The sequence below is a fragment of the Algibacter sp. YIN40 genome, from assembly GCF_057219435.1.
On record NZ_JBXVVC010000001.1, the window covers coordinates 1246382 to 1272152 of the forward strand.

At 33.8% G+C, this 25771-nt stretch carries 20 protein-coding genes and 1 tRNA gene; 14 read left to right on the forward strand and 7 right to left on the reverse strand.

The window, feature by feature from the left end:
* Positions 1 to 8: 8 nt before the first annotated feature.
* A complete protein-coding gene (locus AC2D6V_RS05740) occupies positions 9 to 2981 on the forward strand; it encodes a DNA polymerase III subunit alpha (RefSeq protein WP_484647104.1) in 2973 nt (990 codons plus the stop codon).
* Between the two features lie 2 nt (positions 2982 to 2983).
* Entirely contained in the window at positions 2984 to 4198 is a 1215-nt protein-coding gene (dinB, locus tag AC2D6V_RS05745; protein ID WP_484647519.1) for a DNA polymerase IV, read from the forward strand.
* Position 4199: 1 nt separating this feature from the next.
* Here dinB and AC2D6V_RS05750 read toward each other — a convergent pair whose 3' ends face one another.
* The gene (locus AC2D6V_RS05750) at positions 4200 to 4652 is read right to left on the reverse strand and encodes a DUF3157 family protein (protein ID WP_484647105.1); all 453 of its coding nucleotides are present in this window, start codon (positions 4650 to 4652) and stop codon (positions 4200 to 4202) included.
* Between the two features lie 42 nt (positions 4653 to 4694).
* Positions 4695 to 4901: a helix-turn-helix domain-containing protein gene (locus AC2D6V_RS05755; protein WP_484647106.1), complete on the reverse strand. Its 207-nt coding sequence runs from the start codon at positions 4899 to 4901 to the stop codon at positions 4695 to 4697.
* Positions 4902 to 5077: 176 nt separating this feature from the next.
* On the opposite strand from AC2D6V_RS05755, the gene AC2D6V_RS05760 reads away from it, so the two are divergent.
* Genes AC2D6V_RS05760 through bioB form a run of 6 tightly spaced genes read left to right on the forward strand, consistent with a single transcriptional unit; the run spans position 5078 to position 10831 of the window.
* Positions 5078 to 6226, forward strand: a complete 1149-nt coding sequence (locus tag AC2D6V_RS05760; RefSeq protein WP_484647107.1) for an aminotransferase class I/II-fold pyridoxal phosphate-dependent enzyme — start codon at positions 5078 to 5080, stop codon at positions 6224 to 6226.
* A gap of 11 nt (positions 6227 to 6237) precedes the next feature.
* Entirely contained in the window at positions 6238 to 6615 is a 378-nt protein-coding gene (locus tag AC2D6V_RS05765; protein ID WP_484647108.1) for a DUF2007 domain-containing protein, read from the forward strand.
* Entirely contained in the window at positions 6615 to 7229 is a 615-nt protein-coding gene (bioD, locus tag AC2D6V_RS05770) for a dethiobiotin synthase (RefSeq protein ID WP_484647109.1), read from the forward strand. Before AC2D6V_RS05765 ends, bioD begins: the two co-directional genes overlap by 1 nt.
* On the forward strand, positions 7220 to 8485 hold the full coding sequence (gene bioA / locus AC2D6V_RS05775) for an adenosylmethionine--8-amino-7-oxononanoate transaminase (RefSeq protein ID WP_484647110.1): 1266 nt from the start codon (positions 7220 to 7222) through the stop codon (positions 8483 to 8485). The genes bioD and bioA overlap by 10 nt, the downstream gene beginning before the upstream one ends.
* A 21-nt stretch (positions 8486 to 8506) precedes the next feature.
* Positions 8507 to 9685 carry a beta-ketoacyl synthase N-terminal-like domain-containing protein gene (locus AC2D6V_RS05780; RefSeq protein WP_484647111.1) on the forward strand — a complete coding sequence of 393 codons (1179 nt, stop codon included), beginning with the start codon at positions 8507 to 8509 and terminating at the stop codon, positions 9683 to 9685.
* A gap of 51 nt (positions 9686 to 9736) precedes the next feature.
* A complete protein-coding gene (bioB, locus tag AC2D6V_RS05785; protein WP_484647112.1) occupies positions 9737 to 10831 on the forward strand; it encodes a biotin synthase BioB in 1095 nt (364 codons plus the stop codon).
* Between the two features lie 91 nt (positions 10832 to 10922).
* Here bioB and AC2D6V_RS05790 read toward each other — a convergent pair whose 3' ends face one another.
* A complete protein-coding gene (locus tag AC2D6V_RS05790; RefSeq protein ID WP_484647113.1) occupies positions 10923 to 11438 on the reverse strand; it encodes a 30S ribosomal protein S16 in 516 nt (171 codons plus the stop codon).
* Between the two features lie 117 nt (positions 11439 to 11555).
* Positions 11556 to 12617 carry a lactonase family protein gene (locus AC2D6V_RS05795; RefSeq protein WP_484647114.1) on the reverse strand — a complete coding sequence of 354 codons (1062 nt, stop codon included), beginning with the start codon at positions 12615 to 12617 and terminating at the stop codon, positions 11556 to 11558.
* A gap of 169 nt (positions 12618 to 12786) precedes the next feature.
* On the opposite strand from AC2D6V_RS05795, the gene dnaE reads away from it, so the two are divergent.
* A complete protein-coding gene (gene dnaE / locus AC2D6V_RS05800; protein WP_484647115.1) occupies positions 12787 to 17172 on the forward strand; it encodes a DNA polymerase III subunit alpha in 4386 nt (1461 codons plus the stop codon).
* Between the two features lie 121 nt (positions 17173 to 17293).
* Here dnaE and AC2D6V_RS05805 read toward each other — a convergent pair whose 3' ends face one another.
* Together AC2D6V_RS05805 and AC2D6V_RS05810 are read right to left on the reverse strand one after the other, a co-directional pair.
* Positions 17294 to 17617, reverse strand: coding sequence for an ArsR/SmtB family transcription factor (locus AC2D6V_RS05805; protein WP_484647116.1), 324 nt, complete (start codon positions 17615 to 17617; stop codon positions 17294 to 17296).
* Entirely contained in the window at positions 17607 to 18038 is a 432-nt protein-coding gene (locus AC2D6V_RS05810; RefSeq protein ID WP_484647117.1) for an SRPBCC family protein, read from the reverse strand. The genes AC2D6V_RS05805 and AC2D6V_RS05810 overlap by 11 nt, the downstream gene beginning before the upstream one ends.
* 335 nt (positions 18039 to 18373) lie before the next feature.
* Between AC2D6V_RS05810 and trxA the strand changes: the two genes are divergently transcribed.
* From trxA to AC2D6V_RS05830, 4 genes are all read left to right on the forward strand, one after another.
* Entirely contained in the window at positions 18374 to 18691 is a 318-nt protein-coding gene (trxA, locus tag AC2D6V_RS05815; protein WP_298237715.1) for a thioredoxin, read from the forward strand.
* Positions 18692 to 18789: 98 nt separating this feature from the next.
* Complete coding sequence (locus AC2D6V_RS05820; RefSeq protein ID WP_484647118.1) at positions 18790 to 19329, forward strand: ClpP family protease; 540 nt, start codon at positions 18790 to 18792, stop codon at positions 19327 to 19329.
* On the forward strand, positions 19330 to 20259 hold the full coding sequence (locus AC2D6V_RS05825; protein ID WP_484647119.1) for a DUF58 domain-containing protein: 930 nt from the start codon (positions 19330 to 19332) through the stop codon (positions 20257 to 20259).
* 77 nt (positions 20260 to 20336) lie between these two features.
* Positions 20337 to 20410: transfer RNA gene (locus AC2D6V_RS05830), tRNA-Asp, on the forward strand.
* A gap of 687 nt (positions 20411 to 21097) precedes the next feature.
* On the opposite strand, the gene AC2D6V_RS05835 is transcribed toward AC2D6V_RS05830, so the two are convergent.
* Complete coding sequence (locus AC2D6V_RS05835) at positions 21098 to 22255, reverse strand: hypothetical protein (protein WP_484647120.1); 1158 nt, start codon at positions 22253 to 22255, stop codon at positions 21098 to 21100.
* A 205-nt stretch (positions 22256 to 22460) separates the two neighbouring features.
* Here AC2D6V_RS05835 and AC2D6V_RS05840 point away from each other — a divergent pair, with 205 nt between their 5' ends.
* A complete protein-coding gene (locus AC2D6V_RS05840) occupies positions 22461 to 25712 on the forward strand; it encodes a SusC/RagA family TonB-linked outer membrane protein (protein WP_484647121.1) in 3252 nt (1083 codons plus the stop codon).
* Positions 25713 to 25771: the final 59 nt, after the last annotated feature.

Consider the following 25771-nt stretch of genomic DNA (forward strand, 5'->3'; position numbering starts at 1 on the left):
TTGACCACATGTATCTTAATTGTCACACATATTACAGTCTGCGCTATGGCACTATTAAGCCAGAAAGATTGCTTGCTATTGCTTCAGAAAATGGTTTGCAGACTATTGCTTTAACAGATATAAATAACACATCTGCTTGTTTAGATTTTGTAAGGTTATCTCCTAAATATAAAATTAAATCAGTTGTTGGAGTAGACTTTAGAAATGGGGCACAGCAGCAATTTATTTTATTAGCTAAAAACAATAATGGTTTTAAAAACATCAATATATACCTCTCTGGGGTTTTACATGATAAGAGTATTAAAATGCCTGAAAAAGCACCTGAGATTAAAGACACTTTTGTTATCTACCCCTATAAGCATAGGAAGATTTACAGATTAAAGTCTAATGAATTTTTAGGAATTAAACCAGGAGATCTTAACCATCTTAAGTTTTCGAAATGGGATACATTACGTAAAAAGTTAGTGGTTTTGCAAACCGTTTCTTTTGAAAACAAAAAGGGATTTAATACACATAGATTATTACGAGCCATTGATAATAATACGTTATTAAGTAAGCTTCCTAAAAGTGAAGAAGGAAAAGAAACAGATAGAATGTTACCGTATCATGAGTTGTGTGAAGCGTATCAAGAATTTCCAGAACTTCTGGAGAATACATTATCCCTTTTAAATAACTGTAACATAGAATTCGATTTTTCACAGGAAACACCAAACAATCAAAGGTCGTATACAGAAGATGAGTCATCAGATTATACATTGCTAAAAAAATTAACATACCAAGGTTTAAATTACCGTTATAAAAATCCTAACGATACTGTCTATAAACGAATAGAAAAAGAATTGGAGATTATTAAAGAGAAAGGTTTTGTGTCGTATTTTTTAATTAATTGGAGAATTTTGGAATACGCGAGGAGTAAGGATTATTTCTATGTAGGTCGAGGTAGTGGCGCCAATAGTATTGTTGCTTATTTATTGCGTATTACCGATGTTGATCCAGTAGAGTTAGATTTGTATTTTGAACGATTTATCAATTTATATCGAAAAAATCCACCCGATTTTGACATTGATTTTTCTTGGGCAGATAGAGACGATATTACCGATTTTATTTTTAAAACCTTTAAAAACACCGCACTTCTTGCAGTTTACAATACATTTAAGTTTAGAGCTTCAGTTAGAGAATTGGGTAAGGTTTTTGGTTTGCCTAAAGCTGAAATGGATTTACTAACCAGAGGCAAGTACAACATAACTAATTTGGATAAATTATCTCAGTTAGTCATTAAATATAGTGCTTACATTCAAGGGTTTCCTAACTATTTAGGTATTCATGCTAGTGGTATTATTATTTCGGAAAAACCTATTCATTATTACACTACCACTTTTTTGCCTCCAAAGGGCTACACGACAACACAGTTTGATATGATTACTGCTGAAGATATTGGACTTTATAAATTCGATATTCTCAGTCAACGTGGTCTTGGAAAAATAAAAGATACCGTAGAGATTGTAAAATATAATCACCCAGAAAGAGAACCAATAGATATCCATGATATCAAACGGTTTAAAGAAGATGAAAAAATAAAAAACCTACTTAGAAATGCTAAAGCAATTGGTTGTTTTTATGTAGAATCTCCTGCCATGCGAATGTTATTAAGAAAATTACAAGTAGATAACTATTTAGGCTTAGTGGCTGCTAGTTCAATAATTCGCCCAGGAGTTGCAAAATCTGGTATGATGCGTGAATATATTTTGCGTTATCGCTATCCAGAACGCATAAATAAAGCACATCCTGTTTTACTTGATATTATGCCCGAAACCTATGGTGTTATGGTATATCAAGAAGATGTTATTAAAGTAGCACACATTTTTGGAGGTTTAGGTTTAGGAGAAGCTGATAGGTTACGACGTGGAATGTCTGGGAAATTTCGTTCTCGCGATGAGTTTTTAGCTGTGAAACAGCAGTTTTTTGATAATTGTAAAAAAGACGGAAGACCTGAAGCGCTTGCCGCTGAGGTATGGCGACAAATAGAAAGTTTTGCAGGTTATGCCTTTGCAAAAGGTCACTCAGCATCTTATGCTGTAGAAAGTTATCAAAGTTTATTTTTAAAGGCCTATTACCCATTGGAATATATGGTGGCAACCATAAATAATTTTGGAGGGTTTTATAGAACCGAACTCTATGTGCATGAAGCAAGAATGCATGGAGCTGTTATTGAATTACCATGTGTAAATACTAGTTTTAACATGGCTATTATTAAGGGTAGTGCGATTTATTTAGGGTTTATTCTTTTACGGGCATTACAATCTAAAACCATAGAGAAGTTAGTTTCTGAAAGACAAAAAAACGGATTGTTTGAAAGCTTAGATAATTTTATTGATCGAGTTCCAATTTCTATGGAACAAATTTCCATTTTAATAAAAATTAATGCGTTTAGATTTACAGGTGTTAATAAGCGAGAATTGCTTTGGGAAGCTCATTTGAAAATTAGTAAAGCAGTATATGAAGAGTATGTGGTTACGTTGTTTAAAACCGAAAAAATTAATTACAAAACACCGCAACTTCCTAGCACATTTTTAGAAAATGCTTTTGATGAAATGGAATTATTAGGATTTTCACTTTGCAACCCTTTTAAACTCTTAGAAAAACCTTTAAAAAATCAATTAAAGGTAAACGACTTGTATAAGTATGTTGGAAAAATAATTAGTATTGAAGGCTATTTAATTACAGCAAAAAACACAGCAACATCAAATGGAAAGCAAATGTATTTTGGAACTTTTTTAGACAGAAAAGGACACTTTATAGATACTGTTCACTTTCCACCTATAGCTAAAAAGTTTCCGTTTAGAGGGAGAGGTGTTTATAAAATAACGGGGAAAGTTTTAGAAGAGTTCGATTGTATTAATATTGAAGTTATTTCTATGTATAGATTAGCTATTATTGAGGATCCGCGTTATAGTGATAATGTAAAAACGCTTGCAATATGATAATGGAAAACAGAGCTGTAGTACATATGGATTTAGACACTTTTTTTGTGTCTTGTGAACGATTACTTGACAGTCGTTTAAATGGAAAACCCGTACTTATTGGTGGCACGTCAGATAGGGGTGTAGTAGCATCCTGTAGCTATGAGGCACGTAAGTTTGGAGTGCATTCGGCAATGCCAATGCGTATGGCAAAGATGTTATGTCCAGAAGCTATTGTTCTTAGAGGAAATACAGGGGTTTATACTAAGTTTTCACAAAATGTTACCGAAATCATTAAAGAAAGCGTACCACTTTATGAAAAATCATCGGTTGATGAATTTTATATTGATTTAACAGGAATGGATAAGTTCTTTGGATGCCATAAACTAGCAACTGAGTTGCGTCATCGAATTATAAACGAAACAGGATTACCAATTTCGTTTGGGTTGTCTATTAACAAAACTGTTTCAAAAGTGGCTACTGGAGAAGCTAAACCCAATAATGAAATACACATTTTAAAAGGTAATGAAAAACTTTTTTTGGCACCTTTGTCGGTTAGAAAAATACCTATGGTTGGAGAAGTTACTTATAAATCCTTATGCGATTTAGGGGTAAAGCGTATAAAAACAGTGCAAGAAATGCCTATGCAATTAATGCACCGTGTACTAGGAAAAAATGGATTAAGCATATGGAAAAAGGCTAATGGAATAGATAATAGCCCTGTAATACAATACCATGAGCGTAAATCTATTTCTACAGAACGTACTTTTAATAAAGACACAACAGATGTTGCTAAGTTAAAAAGCATCATTATTGCTATGGCAGAAAATCTAGCATATCAACTACGGCGAGGCAATAAACTAACGGCTTGTATAACGTTTAAAATTAGATATTCCGATTTTCAAACCTATACCCAACAACAGCGAATATCATATAGTGCTTTAGATCAAAACATAATTCCTGTGGTTTTAGATTTGTTTAAAAAACTCTATAATCGCCGTTTATTAGTAAGACTTATAGGTGTAAAATTTAATCATTTAGTTGAAGGAGGTCATCAAATAAATCTGTTTGAAGACAATGATAAGCAACTTCATTTAAGTCAAGCTATAGATAGAATGCGTGAGCGTTATGGTGATAGAGCCGTTATTGCCGCTGCGGGGATGGAAGCAAAAACGATAAGCAGATGGAACCCTTTTACAGGAGAGCCACCACCACTTTTAGCAAATAGAAGACAATAGGTTAAAAAAGATCAATCGCCTTAATAATAGAATTGCCAACACGTTTATAAGTTACTTTCGTACCATTTGCACAAAAGGAATAAATATCTCTACTTTTTTGTTCCTTAGCAGATAGCAAAATAACTTGGTCCACACTACAATTATAGTCTTTAGCTACTTTCTTTTTTACATGTTTTATAGTGGCGCGTCCCTTTTTTAGTTGTGATTGTAATTTTGCGTTTAATTTAGGTTCAACAAAATCTTCCGAAATGCTGCAAGTATTTGATTTTAAAGGCTTAATGCCCTTTACTTTTGCGCTATCCACTAGGGTTAAAGGTTGAATATCAATATATTCCCATGTATAATCAGCTTTTAGCAACACACGTCTACCGTCATCAGTTTTAACAATATAGTTGTTTTGAGATAAACTAATAAATGATATAAAAAAAACTAAAACTAAAAGACCTGTTTTCATAGCTAAAAAAATAGATTTGAAATTAACCTCAAAAATACAATTTTAATCTTCAACATACTCTAAAATATTTGCGGGTTGACAATCTAACGCCTTACATATAGCTTGTAATGTTGAAAAACGAACAGCCTTAGCCTTACCTGATTTTAAAATAGACATATTTGCTGCAGTGATACCAATAATTTCAGCCAATTCTTTGCTTTTCATGTTACGTTTAGCAAGCATGATATTCAGGTTTACGACAATTGACATGTTATATGGTTAAACTGTTTTCCTCTGCAGCAGGCGTAGATTGCTTATTTTAGGTAAAAAATAAAATGCTAAACCTTCTAGATTAAAAATATATAAAATTATTGAAAAACAATAATTTTAATTAAAAAATATTTTAATCGTATAATAACAAGAGCATTAATTATATTTGTTTTTCAATGAAAAATATTCCTAAAAAACTGCAACAAAAACTAGAAGAGCGTAAAGCGAATAATGCCTTGCGACAACTTGGAGATCACACGACCTCAATTGATTTTTCATCCAACGATTATTTAGGATTTTCAAACAACAAAACTATTTTTAATAACGCTCATGAGTTTTTAAAAGGTCATAACATTACTAATAATGGATCGACAGGGTCTAGATTGCTTTCAGGAAATCATAGACTTTATAATGTAATTGAGAATATTCTGGCTAATTTTCATAATGAGGAAAGTGCCTTAGTGTATAATTCTGGCTACGATGCCAATATTGGTTTTTTTTCGAGCGTACCTCAACGTGGTGATATTATTTTATACGACGAATATATTCATGCTTCTATTCGGGATGGTATTGGTATGAGCAATGCCAAATCTTATAAGTTCAAGCATAATGATCTCATTGATATAGAACAAAAATGTCAGACTGAGCGGAGTCGAAGTCCTCTTGAGCAAAAAATCTATATTATCACAGAATCGGTCTTCTCAATGGATGGCGATTCTCCAGATTTACAAGCAATGTCGGAAATAAGTAAAAAACATAATGCTTATTTAGTGACGGACGAAGCTCATGCTATTGGTGTTTTTGGGGAGAAAGGGAAAGGATTGGTTCAATATTTAAAATTGGAAGATGCTATTTTTGCGCGAATTATTACTTTTGGCAAGGCTCTGGGGTGTCATGGGGCGGCAATTTTAGGAAGCGCAACATTAAAAGAATATCTAACAAATTTTTCACGTAGCTTCATTTACACAACGGCATTACCTCCGCATAGTTTAGCGACTATCCATACTGTTTATAATGAATTAACCGATACAGGAAGCCTAGAAAAACTACATCAGAACATTCGATTTTTTAAAGATGAAATTAGTCATAATAAACTCTCATCTAGTTTTATTGAATCGGATTCCGCTATACATTCTTGTGTCATTCCAGGGAACGAAAAGGTTAAATTGATAGCCAAAAAAATGCAAGACAATGGATTTGATGTTAAACCCATTTTAGCGCCAACTGTTTCTAAAGGTTATGAGCGGTTACGTTTTTGTTTGCACAGTTATAATACTGAAAAAGAAATGACAGATGTTTTACGGTTGTTGAGTACTTTTGTTTAAATTTTATATCAATGATAGATCATTATACAGTATTAGCAGCTTTTCCCTATTCTACCGAAGCGCAGGTCACAAAAGCAAAGTTAGAAGCAGAAGGTATTCGTGTGATGTTGTTAGATGAAAAAACCGTTGATTCTGATCCTTTAATTAGTCAAGCTATTGGCGGTGTAAAGTTATTAGTTCATAACGATAATGTGAAACAAGCCTTAAAGATTTACAACCAGATAAGAGTTTATGAAAAGGATAAAAATGGCGATAATATAGTTTGCGGAAATTGTGCATCGACAAAAATATTGATTGCAGAACCTTTGAGAAAAAATATATTTTTTATGCTCTTTCCTTTTTTTGAAAAAACAAAATACCGCTGTAACGTTTGTAATACTACTTTTTAATGAGCACTTATTTTATTACAGGAATATCGACCGATGTTGGTAAAACAATAGCATCTGCTATAATAACCGAAGCATTAGAAGCTGATTATTGGAAACCGATTCAAGCTGGAGAATTGGAGAATTGTGACATAAAGAAAGTTGAAAGATTAGTTTCAAATACTAAATCAAAATTTCATCCAAATAGCTATGCTCTTAATACACCAATGAGTCCACATGGCGCAGCAAAAATTGATGGTATTTCAATTGAATTATCTAAAATTAAAGTTCCAAAAGTAAATAACCACTTGGTAATCGAAGGTGCTGGGGGATTATTGGTTCCGTTAAATGATAACAACACGGTATTTGACTTAATAGAATCAAATTACAAAGTCATTGTGGTTTCTAGACATTATTTAGGAAGTATAAATCATACACTTTTAACCATAAAAGCTTTAAAATATAAAGGTTTTGATGTGTACATTATTTATAGTGGAAACGAACATAAATCAACTGAAGACATTATTAAAAAAATGACGAATGTTCCTGTTATAGGTAGAATTGAGGAGGAGCCTTATTTCGATAAAAATGTTATTAAAGAATATGCTGAATTGTTTAAAGATAAGTTATGCGTTTAAGCGAAAGAGATAAAAATCACCTCTGGCATCCATTAACGCAGCATAAATTGCATCCAGATAGTATTGCTATAACCAAAGCTAAAGGCTGTATTTTAATTGATGAAAATGGGAATGAGTATATAGATGCCATTGCATCATGGTACACTTGTATGTATGGGCACTGTAACGAATATATAACCAGTAGGGTTTCTGATCAAATGCAACAGCTCGATCAAGTAGTTTTTAGCGGATTCACGCATGAGCCAGCAATAAAATTAGCTGAAGCACTCATTAAAATTCTTCCAGAAAACCAAAACAAGATATTCTTTAGTGATAACGGTTCTACATCAGTTGAAATTGGTATTAAAATGGCGTTTCAATATCACTTTAATAAAGGAGAAAAACGTAATGCATTAATCGCTTTTGAGGATGGATTCCATGGAGATACTTTTGGAGCAATGAGTGTTTCTGGACTATCGGTATACAATGGGCCGTTTAAAGATTTCTTTTTAGATGTAAAACGAATTCCTGTTCCGAATGGAGAAAACAATAATAAAATTTTAAAAGACCTTCAAGATATAATTGAGACCAATAAAGTTGCAGGGTTTGTTTATGAGCCTCTGGTTCAAGGAGCCGCATCCATGAAAATGCATGATGCTGAAGGGTTAAATAGTATTTTGAAATTCTGTGCTGAAAATAATATCGTTACTGTAGCAGATGAAGTAATGACTGGTTTTGGAAAAACAGGAAAACATTTTGCTTCGCTTCACATTGAGACTAAGCCTGATATTATCTGTTTAAGTAAAGCCCTAACAGGAGGCTTGTTGCCCATGGCTTTAACCACATGCTCACAGAAAATCTATGATGCTTTTTATAGTGAAGATCTAAGTAAAGGCTTATTTCACGGGCATACCTATTCTGCAAATCCATTGGCTTGCACTGCAGCTTTAGCGAGTATAGAGCTATTGCAAACTGATGGTATTCAAGAAAATATCAAATCTGTTATAGCATCACATCAATACTTTGGCAATCGTATTCAAAGTCATCCTAAAGTGAAATCTATCCGTCAAACAGGAATTATTTTTGCTTTGGATTTAAATGTGGAAATGGAACGCTATGGGAATCTTCGCGATAAGCTCTTTAAGTTTTTTATGGACAATGGTGTTTTTTTACGTCCATTAGGGAGCACAATATATATTCAAGCACCTTATATAATTACTAAAGAACAATTAGATAAAGTCTATCAAGTAATTGAAGATGCCCTAGAAATAGTATAACTTAGTAGCCAAAATAATTTCTTGCAAAAACCAATTTCTATAACAGCTATTTCATCTATTTCTCCATTAGGAAAATCCTTAAGTGAGGCATGGAAAAGTTATCAAAGTGATAATCATTTTATTATCGCCAAAACCTTCAATTCATCATCTGTTTTAGTAGCAGAAATAGCTGAAGAGGCTAAAAAAGATATTGAGATTTTAAGACTATCCGATAACAAATACAAGTCGTTAGATAAAACCGTTTTATATGCTATTTATGCATCAAGAGAAGCCATAAATAATGCTAATTGGAAAGGTTCTGATAATTTCGGAATTAATATAGGCTCTTCTCGAGGTGCTACAAAACTTTTTGAAAATTACCATGAAGGATTTCTTAAAAACAATAAGGCTAAAACCCTAAGTTCTCCAACAACAACTTTGGGGAATATCTCATCTTGGGTTGCACACGATTTACAGTCTCAGGGCCCCGAAATAAGCCATTCAATTACTTGTTCCACAGCATTACATGCTATGCTAAATGGGATTGCTTGGATTAATTCTGGAATGAGTGATAAATTTTTAGTAGGAGGTAGTGAAGCACCATTAACAGGCTTTACCATTGCCCAAATGCAAGCGTTAAAAATTTATGCAAAGAATGATATCACCTTGAGCGCTGTCGAAGAATCTTTTCCTTGTCGTGCCTTAGATCTTGACAAAACTAAAAATACCATGGTTTTAGGAGAGGGTGCTTCAATGATGTGCTTAGAGGCTGGTATTCAAGAAAACGCGTTGGCTTTAATTAATGGTTATGGCTACGCTACCGAAATTTTAGAACATAATATTTCTATTTCAAGTGATGCACAATGTTTTCAAAAATCAATGAAAATGGCTCTAGGGAATGTAAACCCTGATGATGTTGATGTTATTGTAATGCATGCACCGGGTACTGTAAAAGGAGATCTTTCAGAATATAAGGCTATAGAAGTTGTTTTTGATAATAATACACCTTTATTAACCTCAAATAAATGGAAAATCGGACATACCTTTGGCGCTTCAGGAGCTTTAAGTATTGAGCTTGCTATTTTAATGTTGCAACATCAAGAGTTTGTTGGGATACCATATTTAGAAAATCAAAAACCTCCTAATAGGATTAAAAATATTTTAGTTAATGCCGTAGGTTTTGGCGGAAATGCGGTGTCTATATTATTGACTAAAAACTAAACAAATATCCCTTATAATTACTATTTTTGAGTTTAACAAACTAGCAGATTTATGAGCGAGACGAAACACAATTGGACTAAAGAAGAAATCTTAGATATATATAATAAGCCATTGATGGAGTTGCTTTATGAGGCAGCCTCTATTCATCGTGAGCATCATGATCCTAACACGGTTCAAGTATCTACTTTGTTATCTATAAAAACAGGTGGTTGTCCAGAAGATTGTGGATATTGTCCTCAAGCGGCACGTTATCATACAGATATAGAAGGAAATGATTTAATGACTGTTCAACAAGTTAAAGCACAGGCTTTACGTGCCAAATCTAGTGGAAGTTCACGTGTTTGTATGGGGGCTGCATGGCGAAATGTTAAGGATGGCGAAGAGTTTGATCAAGTTTTAGAAATGGTACGTACCATTAATAAATTAGACATGGAAGTATGTTGTACACTTGGTATGATAACTGAAAATCAAGCACAGCGTTTAGCAGAAGCGGGTTTGTATGCTTACAATCATAATTTAGATTCTTCTGAAGAATATTACAAAGAAGTCATTTCTACACGTGGTTTTGAAGACCGTTTAGAAACTATCGATAATGTACGTAAAACCAATGTTACTGTTTGTAGTGGTGGTATTATTGGTATGGGTGAAAAGATAGAAGATAGAGCGGGTATGTTAGTCGCTTTATCCACTCTTAATCCGCAACCAGAATCAGTACCTATTAATGCTTTAGTTGCTGTTGATGGAACACCTCTTGAAGATCAAGAACCAATTTCTATTTGGGATATGATTCGTATGGTAGCAGCAACAAGAATTGTAATGCCAGAAACACAAGTACGTTTAAGTGCTGGTAGAACACAAATGACAAGGGAAGGGCAGGCGATGTGTTTCTTTGCTGGTGCAAATTCTATTTTTGCTGGGGATAAATTACTAACCACGCCAAATCCCGATGTTAATGAGGACATGAAAATGTTTGAGTTGTTAGGGTTAAATCCTCAAAAACCATTTATTAAGAAGATGCAACCCGAAACAGTTGAAGCTCAAGATTCTCAATATCAAGCTTTAGGTGAAAAACCAAAATGGACACGTCCAGAGCATACTATTGAGCGTAACTTAGCGGCTAAAGAAAAGGCTAAAGTTGTTAAGTAAAAGTTGTCTACTTTAAATACAATATTATTTTCACAAAAAAACTCCGATACATTGTATCGGAGTTTTTTTTAAAGTATAAAAAAATATTTTTTTACTCTTCTTCGTTTGAAGCTTCAATTTCTGCAGCTTCCTCAGCAGCCTCTTCTGTTTCTTCAACAACAGGAGCAGCGGCAGCTATTCTTGCGTCGTTAACAGCTTTTTCTGCTGCTAATGCATCAGCTTTTGCTTTTGCTTCAGCTTCTGTTAAACCATCAGCTTTAGCTTGTACTTTTGCTGCTTTTTCTTCTAACCAAGCATTAAATTTTTCTTCTGCTTTTTCTTCAGTTAAAGCACCTTTCTTAATACCTCCTGCAAGGTGATTTTTTAATAAAGCACCTTTGTAAGATAATAAGGTTTTAGCCGTATCAGTTGGTTGGGCACCATTCTGAAGCCATTTTACAGCGCCATCAACATTTAATTCAACTGTTGCTGGGTTTGTGTTTGGATTGTAAGCACCTAATTTTTCTAGGTATTTACCATCTCTTTTAGAACGCGCATCTGCTGCAACGATCCAATAATAAGGTTTTCCTTTTTTACCGTGTCTTTGTAATCTAATCTTTACTGGCATAATAATTAATTATTTGAGGTTCTCGACCTCGGTTATTAATGAGGGCGCAAAGATATTATTATTTTTTAATAATTAGCGCTTTATTTACGAAGAATTTATCAGCTATAAAGTTGGTGTTTAGAACAATAAACAAACAGGTTCTGAAATTTTTGTATCATGCATGAATTTTAATTTTCCAGAAGAAGAATCAATACTGAATACAGAAATATTATGGCTCCACCTGTTGGCTACAAGTAAAAACTTTCCTGTTGGATCTAGAGTAAAATTTCTAGGCCAGTTACCATGAACACTTATAGTTTGAATTTTATCTAACGTCCCATCATTAATGTCTCTTTTAAAAACAGCTATTGTATTTTCACCTCTATTAGACGCGTATAAAAATTGCTCATCTTTAGATAAGTGAATGTCGGCACATGAATTTTTTCCTGCGTAGTTTTCATCTATGGTAGAATCAGAGTCAATTTGCTTAAACCCATTATCGATTTTTTTAACTGAAGTTATAGAACCCTCGTATTCATTTATCATATAAATAAAGTCACAGTTTTTTGATATTGAAAAATGTCTAGGGCCCGGGTTTCCTTTTATTTCAATTATGTTTTGGGATTTAAGCGTGTATAAATCACCTTTTAATTTATATTGATAAAATGCATTGCGCCCCAAATCAGAAATGAATAACTCGTCTTTTAAAAATTCAGCAGAATGGACATGCGAAGCTATGCTGTCATTATTATGGTCTAAGACTTGAAAGGCTTCTGATAACAATCCATTGTTTAATACAGAATGTAATGACGCATTACCGCCAGTATAATTTGATACTGCAATCTTATCTCCAGAATCATTAATTGTAATATGGCAAGGGTGAGCGCCATTTGCGTTAACAGTGTTTAATGAGGTTAATTTCCCTTCCTTTTCAACTTTAAAAGATGTAACAGCGCCATTTTCATTTTCATTTACAGCGTAAACATGTTTTTTATCAGGTGAATAAGTTAAGTATGACGGGTTTTCAGAAATTACTGCTAGTTTCTTATTACTTAACTCTCCTGTTTCGGTATTAAATTGAAATTGGTAAATCCCTTCGCTGTCACCACTCGTATACGTGCCAACAAATAAAGAAGTGTTCGGGTTAGAGCAATTGAATAAACATAAAGGAACACAGAACATGAGTAATTTGAATTTCATATGAAAAATATTAAGCCCCTAAAATAGTCTAATTTATTTAAATGTTAAGAAGCGTTATTGTTTACAACTGTTTATAACTTCATTTTAAAAAAGTGCAAATTCTGCCTATTTTTATATGCTCGTCATTTACGGCTAAACAGCTAAACGATTCAACAAATAAACATAAAGAATGTACTTAATTTTTGATACTGAAACCACTGGATTGCCAAAGCGTTGGGACGCACCAATCACAGATACAGGTAATTGGCCAAGGTGTATTCAAATCGCATGGCAACTCCACGATGGGATGGGAAATTGTATTGAAAGTCAGGATTACTTAGTACAGCCTGACGGTTTTAATATTCCTTATGATGCAGAAAAAATTCATGGAATTTCTACAGAGTTAGCTCAAGAACAAGGAATTCCATTAGCTGAGGTTTTAGAAAAATTTAATGAAGCCTTAGGTAAAACTAAATTTGTTGTTGGACAAAATGTAAAGTTTGATTTGAACATTATGGGTGCTGAATTTGTGCGCGGGGATGTAGCAAACTCATTACAAGAATTACCTGTGTTGGATACTTGTACCGAGCATACTGCAAGTTTATGTCAGATTCCTGGTGGACGCTATGGAAAATTCAAATTACCGACGTTAACTGAATTGCATGAGTTTTTATTCAGCGTGCCTTTTTCAGAAGCACATAATGCCACTGCCGATGTAGAAGCCACAACACGTTGTTTTTTCGAGTTGGTTCGTTTAGGCGAATACACGAAAGAACAATTGGATGTTCAGCCTGATTATTTTGAGAATTTCAAAAAAGAAAACCGCGATACCATTCAACTCATCGGTTTAAAACACATCAATCTTAAAAAAGAGAGTGCTAAAATTGCTGAACGATTAAAGCAGGTTGCGGCAGATATATCTTCCGAAGATATCAAACAAAATGTATCTGATTTATCCGATATTGAATTTGTTCACCTTCATAATCATTCGCAATTTTCGGTATTGCAATCTACAATGAGTGTTTCAGATATCGTAGCAGCAGCAGCAGAGCATGATATGCCAGCGGTAGCCTTAACCGATCATGCAAATATGATGGGCGCATTTCACTTTGTGAATGCGGTAAACAAAGTTAATAAAGGGATAAAAGAAAAAATTCAAGTAGCCGAAGAAAACGGAGAAACTACCGATATCAAACTCATTAAACCTATTGTAGGTTGCGAATTTTTTGTTTGTGAAGACCATACTGATAAAACCAGAAAAGACAACGGATATCAAATAGTATTGTTAGCCAAAAATAAAAACGGCTATCATAATTTGGCAAAATTATCGTCACATGCCTTTGTAGACGGCTTTTACTATTTGCCAAGAATTGATAAGAAATTGATTCAGCAATACAAAGAAGATATTATAGTGCTTACAGGTAATTTATATGGCGAAGTACCAAGCAAAGTTTTAAACGTTGGTGAAAACCAAGCGGAAGAAGCCTTGTTATGGTGGAAAAATGAGTTTGGAGATGATTTGTATATGGAGCTCATGCGCCATAATCAAGAAGATGAAAATCGTGTGAATCCAACTTTAATTAAATTGGCAAAAAAGCATGATGTTAAATTAATAGCGTCAAACAACACCTATTATCAAAATCAAGAAGATGCCAATGCGCATGATATTTTATTGTGTGTAAAAGATGGCGAAAAACAAGCAACTCCAATTGGTCGCGGACGTGGTTACCGTTATGGATTACCAAATCAAGAATACTATTTTAAGTCGGCAGAGGTCATGAAAAAATTGTTTCAGGATGTTCCCGAAGCAATTAAAAATGTTCAAGAAGTTGTTGATAAAGTTGAAGCTTTTCAACTTGCGAGAGATGTATTATTACCTGCTTTTGATATTCCAGGAGAATTTAAACATGGTGAAGATTTGGCCGATGGCGGAAAGCGCGGAGAAAATGATTATTTAAAACATTTGGTTTATCAAGGCGCCAAAAAGCGCTATGGCGAAGAACTTTCCGAAGAAGTCAAAGAACGTATAGATTTTGAGCTTAGCGTTATTGAAAACACAGGCTATCCTGGATATTTCTTAATTGTTGAAGATTTTATTCGTGAGGCTCGAAACATGGACGTGTCCGTTGGCCCTGGTCGTGGTTCTGCGGCAGGTTCTGTAGCAGCCTATTGCCTCTGGATTACTAATATAGACCCCTTAAAGTACGATTTGCTTTTTGAGCGTTTTTTAAATCCTGATCGTATTAGTATGCCCGATATTGATATCGATTTTGACGATGAAGGACGAAGTCGTGTTATGGATTATGTGATTGAAAAATATGGATCAAATCAAGTAGCACAAATTATTACGTATGGTACTATGGCGGCAAAGTCATCTATACGTGATACCGCTCGTGTATTGGATTTGCCATTATTTGATGCCGATAGGATTGCAAAATTGATTCCAACAATGTCTAAGCTTGGAAAGATTTTTGGCTTAGATGAAAAAGAATTAGGCAAGAAATTTAGAGCTGAAGATTTAGAAAAAGTAAACGAACTTTTAAATATTGCGGATGGTAGCGATTTACAAGCAGAGACGGTAAATCTTGCCAGAACGCTTGAAGGTTCAGTTAGGAATACGGGAATTCATGCCTGTGGAGTAATTATCACACCAGATGATATTACCAAATTTGTACCGGTAGCTTTAGCAAAAGATTCCGATTTATACGTTACCCAATTTGATAACTCCGTCGTGGAAGATGCGGGATTATTAAAAATGGATTTCCTGGGATTGAAAACTTTGACTTTAATTAAAGATACGGTTAAGATTGTAAAGGCTAAACACAATGTTTTACTCGATCCTGATACGTTTCCTCTAGATGATGAAGCAACTTATGAGTTATTTCAACGTGGAGAAACCGTTGGGGTATTTCAATATGAATCTCCTGGGATGCAAAAACATCTTCGCGATTTAAAGCCTACGGTATTCGAAGATTTAATTGCGATGAATGCCTTATATCGTCCAGGACCTATGGAGTATATTCCGAGTTTTGTTCGTAGAAAACATGGCGACGAAGAGATAGAGTACGACTTGCCAGCCATGGAAGAGTACTTAAAGGAAACTTACGGTATTACTGTGTATCAAGAGCAAGTGATGTTGTTGTCTCAAAGTCTTGCAGGTTTTACAAAAGGTGAAGCCGATGTGCTTCGAAAGGCGATGGGTAAAAAGCAGATTGCGGTGCTTGATAAAATGAAGCCTCAGTTTATTGAACAAGCCAGTGCTAACGGTCATGATGCTAAAATTCTAGAAAAAGTTTGGAAAGACTGGGAAGCCTTTGCGAGTTATGCATTTAATAAATCACACTCAACATGTTATGCTTGGATTGCATACCAAACCGCATATTTAAAAGCACATTATCCTGCGGAATATATGGCGGCAGTACTTTCCAATAATATGAACGACATCAAACAAGTGACGTTCTTTATGGAAGAATGTAAACGTATGAAGTTAGATGTTTTGGGACCCGATATTAATGAAAGTTATTATAAATTTTCGGTAAATAAAGACGGTGCGGTTCGATTTGGTATGGGCGCGATAAAAGGTGTTGGTCATGGTGCGGTTATGACGATAGTTGAGAACCGAAAAAAAGATGGTCATTATAAATCCATTTTCGATTTTGCAAAGCGCATTGATTTACGGGCAGCTAACAAAAAGGCTTTTGAAAATTTAGCTTTAGCAGGCGGTTTTGATGGCATAGGTAATACACATAGAGCACAATATTTTCATGATGATGGCGATGGCATTACTTTTTTAGAAAAAGCCATTAAATACGCTCAAAAACATAAAGAAAATGAAAATTCTGCACAGATAGATATGTTTGGAGAACAAAGTACTGTGCAATTTTCTGAACCCGAAGTACCGCCGTGTGAAGAATGGGGTACTATGGAGAAACTAAGTAAAGAACGAGAAGTTGTTGGGGTGTATATTTCTGGGCATCCGTTGGATGATTTTAAAACAGAAATGAAAACTTTTTGTAATGCGATGGTTGGCATGTTCAATAATTTGGAACCTTATGTAAATCGTGAGTTGGTGTTTGGCGGTGTTGTGACCGATGTGCAGCATCGTGTGAGTAAACAGGGCAAAGGTTGGGCATTATTTACCATTGAAGATTATACCGATAGTTATGAGTTTCGGATATTTGGAGAAGAATACTTAAAGTTTAGACACTTTTTATTGCAGAACAATTTTGTTTTTGTGAAAACCTTTGTGCGTGAAGGATGGGTAAATAAAGATACTGGAAAAAAGAGCGATCCTCGATTGCAATTCAATAATTTTCAATTATTACATGACGTAATGGAAAATTATGCTAAAAAACTTTCAATTCAAGTCGATATAAAAGATTTAAATGAGCAAAAAATAATAGCGTTAAAAGAGTTGTTGCACATGCATCCGGGGAATCAAGCATTAAATTTTTTGGTGTATGACACCAAAGAAAAGATGAAGCTTACTATGCCCAGTAGAAAGCAAAAAGTAAAAGTTTCTCAAGAATTGTTAGAAGAATTAGAAGCACAGGATGTTAGGTTTAAGTTGAATTAGTTTTCATACATACTTCATTCTGAACTTTTCATTAGTAACAAAACGTAAGAAACTGTTTTTGTAACTTCAATTTCCGATAAACAGATTGTTATGTAATGCCTCCTCATAATATCAGACTACGTTAAGATTTTTTATCCAAATAATCCCCTAAACTACCCAATTTGTCATCCCAGAATTGCTCGTAGAATTTCAACCATTTATTAACTTCTTGAAGTTCTTTAGGGTTGGCATTACAAAAGCGTTCACGACCATCAATTTGGATGTAAACCAAACCCACACTTTCTAAAGTTTTTATATGTTTGGTAACGCCTTGTCTAGTCATTTCAAACTGATTTGAAATTTGTGTTATAGATAATGCTGAGGTTGCAAAAACTAAGGCGTGAAAAATATCACGCCTAGTTGGATCTGCAATGGCTTTAAATAGCTTTGTTATTTTATCCTGCATTTACGGTTTCTTTTAAATAGTTTATTAAACCAGAAATACAATTATCCCATCCGCCGTTAAAGCTTTCGAACATAGCAACAGCCGTTTCGCCTGTGTAATTAGAAATGCCAGAATGTTCTAAGCATAGTTTTGTGCCTTCTGTTGTGGATTCTAATTCCCATTTCACAGTAGTTTCCGTTTTGGTGTCTGCTACAATCCAAGTATAAATTAATAGGTATGGGCTAGCATTTTTTACTTCGCCACTAATAACAGTACAGCCTTTTTCATTTGGAGGAGAGGTAAACGTGTATTTATATCCTTTTTCTGCTTTAAAATCGGCTGGGATAAACCATGTTGAGATTTCTTCGGCTTTTGTAATGGCATTCCATACTTGATCTACCGAGTGATTGAACACTACCTCCTTTTTAATTACATCTATCATAATCGTTAAATTTTTAATTAATACGCAACTTTGTGGTTGCTAAACTAAAATATATATTTTAAATATGCAACATTTTGGTTGCTTAATTAAAATTTTGAAGTATATTCTGAATTGCGCAAAGGATAGAAGCGGCATCCTTTTTTGCTTTTAATGGTAAAAAAGATATAGCAGATAGCCTAGTCCCGATAGCTATCGGGATGCGCCCAATAAATTTAAATAAACCTAGCTAATGCCATCATAAGTAAAACAAATTGTTCATTTGTAAGCTTTGGAATATTTTTTGACTAATTTTGTGTAATTAAAATGAATTAAGAATATATTAAATTATAAATATTATGGCATTAGAGATAACAGATGCGACGTTTGAAGAAACAGTATTAAAGAGTGACAAACCAGTTTTGGTTGATTTTTGGGCAGCTTGGTGTGGACCATGTAGAATGGTAGGACCAATTATTGAACAAATTAGTGATGAGTACGATGGAAAAGCTGTTGTAGGTAAGGTTGATGTTGATGCTAATCAAGAGTTTGCTGCTAAATATGGTGTACGTAACATACCCACTGTTTTAGTTTTTCAAAACGGAGAAGTTGTTGGAAGACAAGTTGGGGTTGCTCCTAAAAATGCATATACAGATGCTATTGACGGGCTTTTGTAAAAGATTAAGAAAAAGAAAGTTAAAAGGTTTGCCGTAATGGTGAACCTTTTTTTATTTTAGATGCTTAGTAGTTAATTAAGTAAAAAGATAATTTAGATATGAGTAAATTAAAAATACAGGATGCTATTGATAGCAAATTAATTGAAGAGCGCAAGGTGTTTTTGTGGGGTCAAGTAGATGATGAGTCGGCAAAACATGTGATTGATAGATTACTTTATTTAGATGCTTTGGAAACGGCAGATATACATTTATACATTAACAGTCCTGGAGGCTATGTAACGTCTGGTTTTGCAATGTACGATTGCATTAAATCTTTAAAGAGTGATGTGTCTACCATTTGTACAGGGTTGGCCGCTTCTATGGGGTCAATTTTATTATCGGTTGGAACTAAAGGAAAGCGTTTTATACAACCACATGCGCGTGTTATGATTCATCAACCTAGTGGTGGTGCACGCGGACAAGCTAGTGATATTGAAATTACAGCTCAAGAGATTTTAAAAACCAAAGAGTTGAGTGCTCAAATTCTGGCTGATAACTGCGGACAGGATTTTGATAAAGTGATGAAAGATTTTAATCGCGACCATTGGATGGGAGCAGAGGAGTCTGTGGCTTATGGTATAGTAGATAAAATGATATAATTGAATCTACAAAGCGAACTAAATAAGGCGGAAGGATTTAAAAATCTTGAGCTACTTGCAAAACAAGTGGTTGAGGGCTTTATAGCTGGAATGCATAAGAGCCCATTTCATGGATTTTCTGCCGAGTTTGCTGAACATAAAATTTATAATCAAGGTGATAGCACGCGACATATAGATTGGAAACTCTTTGCTAAAACTGATAAGCTTTACACAAAGCGTTATGATGATGAAACAAATCTACGTTGTCACATTATTTTAGATAATAGTAGTTCGATGCATTATCCGAAATTGGATTCGTTTTCAATCGATAGTTTGAATAAAGTTGGATTTTCCGCATTGGCAGCAGCTTCGTTAATGTATATTTTGAAAAAGCAACGTGATGCTGTTGGTTTGAGTATTTATAGTGATAACTATGATTATTATGCTCCGGAGAAGGGGAGTGAGCGTCATCATCAAATGCTTTTGAACCGTTTGAGTGAAGCTGTAATTTCGAAACCCGAAAACAAGCAAACTGAAACGTATAAGTACTTGCATGAAATAGCAGAAAAGATTCACAGACGCTCGATGATTTTTTTGTTTACAGATATGTTTCAAACATCGGAAGATGATACCAAATTATTTGAAGCTTTACGTCATTTAAAATATAATAAGCATGAGGTTGTTTTATTTCATGTGTTTGATAAAACGAAGGAATTGAATTTCGATTTTGATAATAACCCTAAGCGTTTTATTGATGTTGAAACGGGTGAGTATATTAATTTGTACGCCGAAAATATTAAGGAGAGCTATAGTGAAGCTGTCACTAATTATTTTAAAGCGCTTCGTTTAAAATGTGCCCAATACAAGATTAAATATGTCGAGGCAGATATAAATAAAAATTTTAATTCAATACTTACTACCTATATGGTAGAGCGCCAAAAATTCGCCTAGAGAAATGTTGAAAAAAGACCTAAAAAGATTTGACATATAAAAAAAGGCGTGTATATTTGCAACCGCAATAATGCAACGGTCTGGTAGTTCAGTTGGTTAGAATGTCGCCCTGTCACGGCGAAGGTCGCGGGTTCGAGTCCCGTCCAGACCGCAATCCCGATAGCTATCGGGAGCGAAAAAGCTCTGAGAAATTAGGGCTTTTTTAGTATTAAGATGTTGTGTTGTTCACGCCAAAAGCGTGATGTAGTCTACTAAGTTAGCTTAGTAGCCAATGGAAAGCTTTCCTTTTTTCTCCCGATAGCTATCGGGAATAAGAAAATTGGGATGCTTTTTTGTTTTGGGGAAGTTTGCGTTTTCTTCTAACTAATTGCACTGTATGCACTAACTGCACAAGGGTTAATGTGCTAAAATCAAAAGGTATATATTCTTCTGAAAAGGTGAGTTATTAGGCGTACCAAATTATTCAAAGGTGTACCATTGAAATTAGAATCTAGATATAACTAATTTTTGTTTGATATTCTATTAAGAAAGGTGAAGCTTTTAAAATATCATCTTTGTATTCTTAGGCAAAATACTCTGCGTTACCCTCATATCTAACGCCCTCAGCAAATTCTAGATAATATGATTTTCCAACTTTTCTATTTGAGACTATAACTTTATTATTTTTTACAATTATTACTTTCTGTCCTTCATAAATTGGTCTGCTATCGTGTATAATAGGGCAATGGGAGTCAACTGTATGACCATTTCTTTGATTAAATTTATCAGCTATATACAATAGCTTTATAAGATATGGATGAGCTGTTATTCGTGAACTCCTATTCTCAGTACAGAAATCTCATCTACAGTAATTATTAATGTACTGATCATCAAAAACATAAGTTTTATTATAATTAACTACAAAACGTCCAATACTAAAATGACAATTGAAGCTCATTTTATCACCTTCCTCTATTAGATTAAAATCTATATCTGGAGCAAATGTTGGATTGCATGAAATTGGTTTAGAATAATCTTCTAAACGATTAACGGCAATAGCTTTAATTTCATCTTTTAAACCTATTAAAGACATATTGTCGTTCAATTGTCTATCCAAAACTTCGTCAGAAACAAATTCTATATCTCTTCCTATGGCCTTTCCTGTTCTATTTATTAAAGAACTATCTATTTCAAATTCTGTTCTAAAAAAAGTGTGAACGTAAGCTATTTTCACAAAGTTATTATCCTCATCTAAATTTGAAAGATTATATGATTTTCTTATTTGTGTATTCGATCCTTTAGTTAAAAAAGAATCTATAGGAAGCTCTCGTTTATCATACCAAAGCTCATGTTTTTGATACTCGTAACCTTCGAATGACTCTCCTCTGTCATCTCTTTCATCCATACATCTGGCATACATAACTGCTTCCTTGGCTACGTAATGAAAACCATTTCTTTCTCTATAAAAAGGGATTTTATATTCATCTTTTAATTTCCACCTTCCCTGGTATTTATAGCACGGATAGTAACAGTCATCTGGTAATTCTTTTAACTTTACATAAGGTTGAATAAAATTATTCTCAAACCCCCATTTTAACATCTCATATCGTGTTTCATCTTTTAAATTATCCTTTTGCACATTAAGGTAATCTTTTTTTATGTTAAGGTATAGATAAAGAATTACAGAAAAAAGCATCCCTAATAAAAGAAATAAAATATTACGACTTATTCCCGATTTACTTTTTAAAACTTTTGATTCGTTCGGAGCTTTTAAAGTTAATTGATCTAATTCTAATAATCGTTCAATATTACCTATAGCTCTTTTAAACTCTCCTTCAGAAGCCGTATTATTAATTAATCTTGAAAATTGAGAATCACTATAAAATAAATCTCTTGCTATTATAGAATTACTAGTAGATTCAAACTTATTCCTAGAATTGTCAAATTTACCATATCTCTTAAGGAGATTAGCTATAAAACTTCTGTGTAATTCTTCTGTGCTTTTATGGCTTTCCATTTAATTTTATAAGAAATTTAAAGTTACTGAAATGAAGTTGAATTTGATAAAATTTGATAAAATTTACTAAAACAGCAAAGATTAAAGTAAAAATTTATATAATTGATAATCTTTTAATCAAATACCTATTGATTTATCACTAAAAACATCAAGCCTTTATTGCGTTAAATTACAGTAAAACTAAACTTTTAAAACCAATTTTAAGATGAAATGCATAACTAAACCACTATTTTTTCTATTTCTCTTTTCATTTCAAATATTAATTGCTCAAACTGTTGTTAAAGGTACTGTTACCGATGAAGAAGGTGTTCCTTTATCTGGTGTAAGTATATTAGAAAATAATGCTTCTAATGGTGCAATAACAGATTTTGATGGTCTTTATAAAATATCATTAGAAACTGAAACCCCTACCTTAACATTTAGTTTTATAGGTTTTAAAAGAGTAACTATTGATGTGAATTTAAGAGATGTTATTGATGTAGTGATGGTAGAAGATTTAGAAGATTTAGACGCCGTTATTGTAAATGCCATAGGATTTACTAAGAAAAAAGATAATTTAGGTTATGCGAGCTCAACGGTTAAGGGAGATGCAGTTGCAAAATCTGGAGAGGCGAATGTTTTAAATGGACTTTCAGGTAAATCATCAGGTGTAAGAATAACCAGAAATTCTGGTGATCCAGGTGCAGGATCATTTATCCAAATTAGAGGGCTTTCTTCTATAACAAGAAATAGTCAGCCATTAATTATTTTAGATGGTATTCCTATTAGTAACGATGTGCGGGGTAACAGTGATAGAGGTGGTGTTAGCCAGCAATCACGTCTTAACGATATTAACCCAAATGACATAGAATCTATTACTGTTTTAAAAGGAGCTGCTGCTGCTGCGTTATGGGGTACACAAGCTTTGGGTGGTGTTATTAATATTACGACCAAAACTGGAAAGTATAATAGTAAGTTGTCTGTAAGTTTAAAATCTACTTATTCTTTAGATAAGATTAATGTAAAATACCCTGTTCAAAGAAGATATGGACAAGGTGATAATGGTGTCTATAATCAAAGAGCACGAGATTCATGGGGTGACTTAATCTCAGATCGTTCAGGTGGTAATGATGAATTTAATACTTCCGGTGAATTTTATTTAGATCAAAATGGAAGAGTTTATTACCCTATATTAAATAAAAACTCGCAAGCTATATTTAGCGATTCTAATTTTAATCAGGTTTTTGGTAATGGCCATTTTTTAGAAAACAATTTAAGTTTAAGTGGTGGTACCGCAAAAAGTACTATGTTTTTTAGCTTAAGTGATTTGGATCAAAAGGGAATTGTAAAAAACAATTCTGATTATAGAAGATCAACAGTTAGATTTAATGCCAAACAAAACTTTACTGATGCTACTAGTTTAAAAGTAAGTTCAACTTACACAAGAACTTCATCTAATCGTATTCGATTAGGAGCAAACTCTTCAGGGCTTTATTTAGGCTTGCTAAGAAATCCAGCTGATTTTGATATTTCTGGTTATAGAGGAGATTATTATGCTTCTAGTGATAGTTCACCAATTCCTAATAGACATCGGTCTTACAGAGAGCCATTAGGCGCAGATGGAACAGCTACTTATAACAATCCGCTTTGGACTATTAATGAACAAGAAAATAAAGCTAAAGTAGATCGCTTCATTACTAATTTTGAGTTTATGACATCGCCTAATAGCTGGCTAACCTTTATAGCAAGAGCAGGAGTTGATCACTATAGCGAAACTAAATCTGAGTTTATGACCCCTGGTTCTGCTTCGGGAGCCTTTACAGCAGGCTTTATAGATCAATCTACTGCTTCCAACACGATTTTTAATACAGATTTTATAGCTAAAACTACATTCAATATTCAAGATATTATTACTGATGGTAGCTTTTTAGTAGGATTCAATTATAACAGTAGATCAAGAAATGTAAATGGTGTAGAAGGTAATGGTTTTATTCAATTTCTTGATGTGGCAAGTGGTATCCGTGATATAGACAATACACTTATTGAAAACACCGTAGTAAGCAGTTCTTTTGGACAAGAGCGAACGGCAGGATTATATTCTTCCTTGTCTTTTTCGGCATACGATATGTTTTTTATAGATAGTACTATTAGAATTGAAAACGCATCAACATTTGGACAAAATTCAGATAAGCCATTTCTATTTCCATCAACATCCTTAGCATGGCAGTTTTCACAGTTAGATATTTTTAAAGACAGTGATTTTTTATCCTTCGGTAAGATTAGAGCTTCATATGCCGAAGTAGGTGTTCAGCCAGCACGCTATAATACTGCTAATATTTTTGTTTCGCCAACATATAATGATGCATTAGGAGGCGGATTAAATTCTGGATTGTTTGGAAATGGAGCTTTTGTACCAAGTACTAATAGAGGTAATGCATCACTAAAACCTGAACGAAAAAAAGAATTTGAAATTGGAACAGATTTAAGGTTTTTTAAGAATAAACTATCCTTAGGACTAACTTATTTTGAAAATGTTACTGAAGATGTTCTTCTAGATTTTCCTGTAGCAAACGCAACTGGATATTCTTCTATTTATGCAAATGGTGCTGAAATTGAGAATAAAGGTTTAGAACTTGATTTAGGGTACAAAATAATTAATACCAATGATATTTCTTGGTCTATTGATGCTAACTTTACTAAAGTAAAAAATGAAGTTACAGATTTAGCGGGAGCAGAATCTCTTAATTTAGGAGGCTTGTCTGCAGTAAGTTCTAGGGCTGTTGAAGGTCAGCCACTAGGTGTTTTATGGGGTTCTAGAACACTAAGAAATGATAATGGGTCAATAGTTTTTGACGAGTTTGGCTTCCCTGAGCAAGACCAATTGGAAGGTGTTATTGGTAATCCAAATCCTGATTGGCAAGGAGGTGTTACGAATACATTTAAATATAAAAATTTCAGATTGTCAGTTTTATTTGAAACCTATCAAGGTGCTGATATTTATGCTGGAACCAAATCTGTAATGAGAGATTTAGGAACATGGTATGATACCGGTAATGAAGTTACAGCTACTAGAAATTACTTCCAATCTAATGGTAATATTATAAATATTGGTGAAACGTTTCGAGGTAATGTAGTAGATTTTGGTGCTGGACCTGTAGCTTTAACAGAGGTTTGGTATAATGGCGATGGTGGATTTTTTGGCGGCGGAAATGATGAGTTATATGTTGAAGATGGATCTTGGACTAGATTAAGAGAGCTTACTTTATCATATATATGGAAATCGGATTGGCTAAAAAAGTCTACATCTTTAAAATCTGTAGAATTTTCAGTGACAGGAAGAAATTTGTTTTTATGGACTAAGTTTGAAGGTAATGACCCAGACACAAATTTATCTGGAGTGAGTGCAGCAAGAGGATTAGATTACTTTAATAACCCTGGCACCAAATCTTATCTTTTTAGTGCAACATTAAATTTATAATCTAAAAATTAATATCCAAAGGTAAACTTTGATAATCAAGTAAACTGACTAATTGGATG

Excerpts from the sequence above, each read along its gene's own strand:
- AC2D6V_RS05740 (WP_484647104.1), top strand. The coding sequence starts at position 9 with ATGTATCTTAATTGTCACACATATTACAGTCTGCGCTATGGCACTATT.
- dinB (WP_484647519.1), top strand. The coding sequence starts at position 2,984 with ATGGAAAACAGAGCTGTAGTACATATGGATTTAGACACTTTTTTTGTG.
- AC2D6V_RS05750 (WP_484647105.1), bottom strand. The coding sequence starts at position 4,652 with ATGAAAACAGGTCTTTTAGTTTTAGTTTTTTTTATATCATTTATTAGT.
- AC2D6V_RS05755 (WP_484647106.1), bottom strand. The coding sequence starts at position 4,901 with ATGTCAATTGTCGTAAACCTGAATATCATGCTTGCTAAACGTAACATG.
- AC2D6V_RS05760 (WP_484647107.1), top strand. The coding sequence starts at position 5,078 with ATGAAAAATATTCCTAAAAAACTGCAACAAAAACTAGAAGAGCGTAAA.
- AC2D6V_RS05765 (WP_484647108.1), top strand. The coding sequence starts at position 6,238 with ATGATAGATCATTATACAGTATTAGCAGCTTTTCCCTATTCTACCGAA.
- bioD (WP_484647109.1), top strand. The coding sequence starts at position 6,615 with ATGAGCACTTATTTTATTACAGGAATATCGACCGATGTTGGTAAAACA.
- bioA (WP_484647110.1), top strand. The coding sequence starts at position 7,220 with ATGCGTTTAAGCGAAAGAGATAAAAATCACCTCTGGCATCCATTAACG.
- bioB (WP_484647112.1), top strand. The coding sequence starts at position 9,737 with ATGAGCGAGACGAAACACAATTGGACTAAAGAAGAAATCTTAGATATA.
- AC2D6V_RS05790 (WP_484647113.1), bottom strand. The coding sequence starts at position 11,438 with ATGCCAGTAAAGATTAGATTACAAAGACACGGTAAAAAAGGAAAACCT.
- AC2D6V_RS05795 (WP_484647114.1), bottom strand. The coding sequence starts at position 12,617 with ATGAAATTCAAATTACTCATGTTCTGTGTTCCTTTATGTTTATTCAAT.
- dnaE (WP_484647115.1), top strand. The coding sequence starts at position 12,787 with ATGTACTTAATTTTTGATACTGAAACCACTGGATTGCCAAAGCGTTGG.
- AC2D6V_RS05805 (WP_484647116.1), bottom strand. The coding sequence starts at position 17,617 with ATGCAGGATAAAATAACAAAGCTATTTAAAGCCATTGCAGATCCAACT.
- AC2D6V_RS05810 (WP_484647117.1), bottom strand. The coding sequence starts at position 18,038 with ATGATAGATGTAATTAAAAAGGAGGTAGTGTTCAATCACTCGGTAGAT.
- trxA (WP_298237715.1), top strand. The coding sequence starts at position 18,374 with ATGGCATTAGAGATAACAGATGCGACGTTTGAAGAAACAGTATTAAAG.
- AC2D6V_RS05820 (WP_484647118.1), top strand. The coding sequence starts at position 18,790 with ATGAGTAAATTAAAAATACAGGATGCTATTGATAGCAAATTAATTGAA.
- AC2D6V_RS05835 (WP_484647120.1), bottom strand. The coding sequence starts at position 22,255 with ATGGAAAGCCATAAAAGCACAGAAGAATTACACAGAAGTTTTATAGCT.
- AC2D6V_RS05840 (WP_484647121.1), top strand. The coding sequence starts at position 22,461 with ATGAAATGCATAACTAAACCACTATTTTTTCTATTTCTCTTTTCATTT.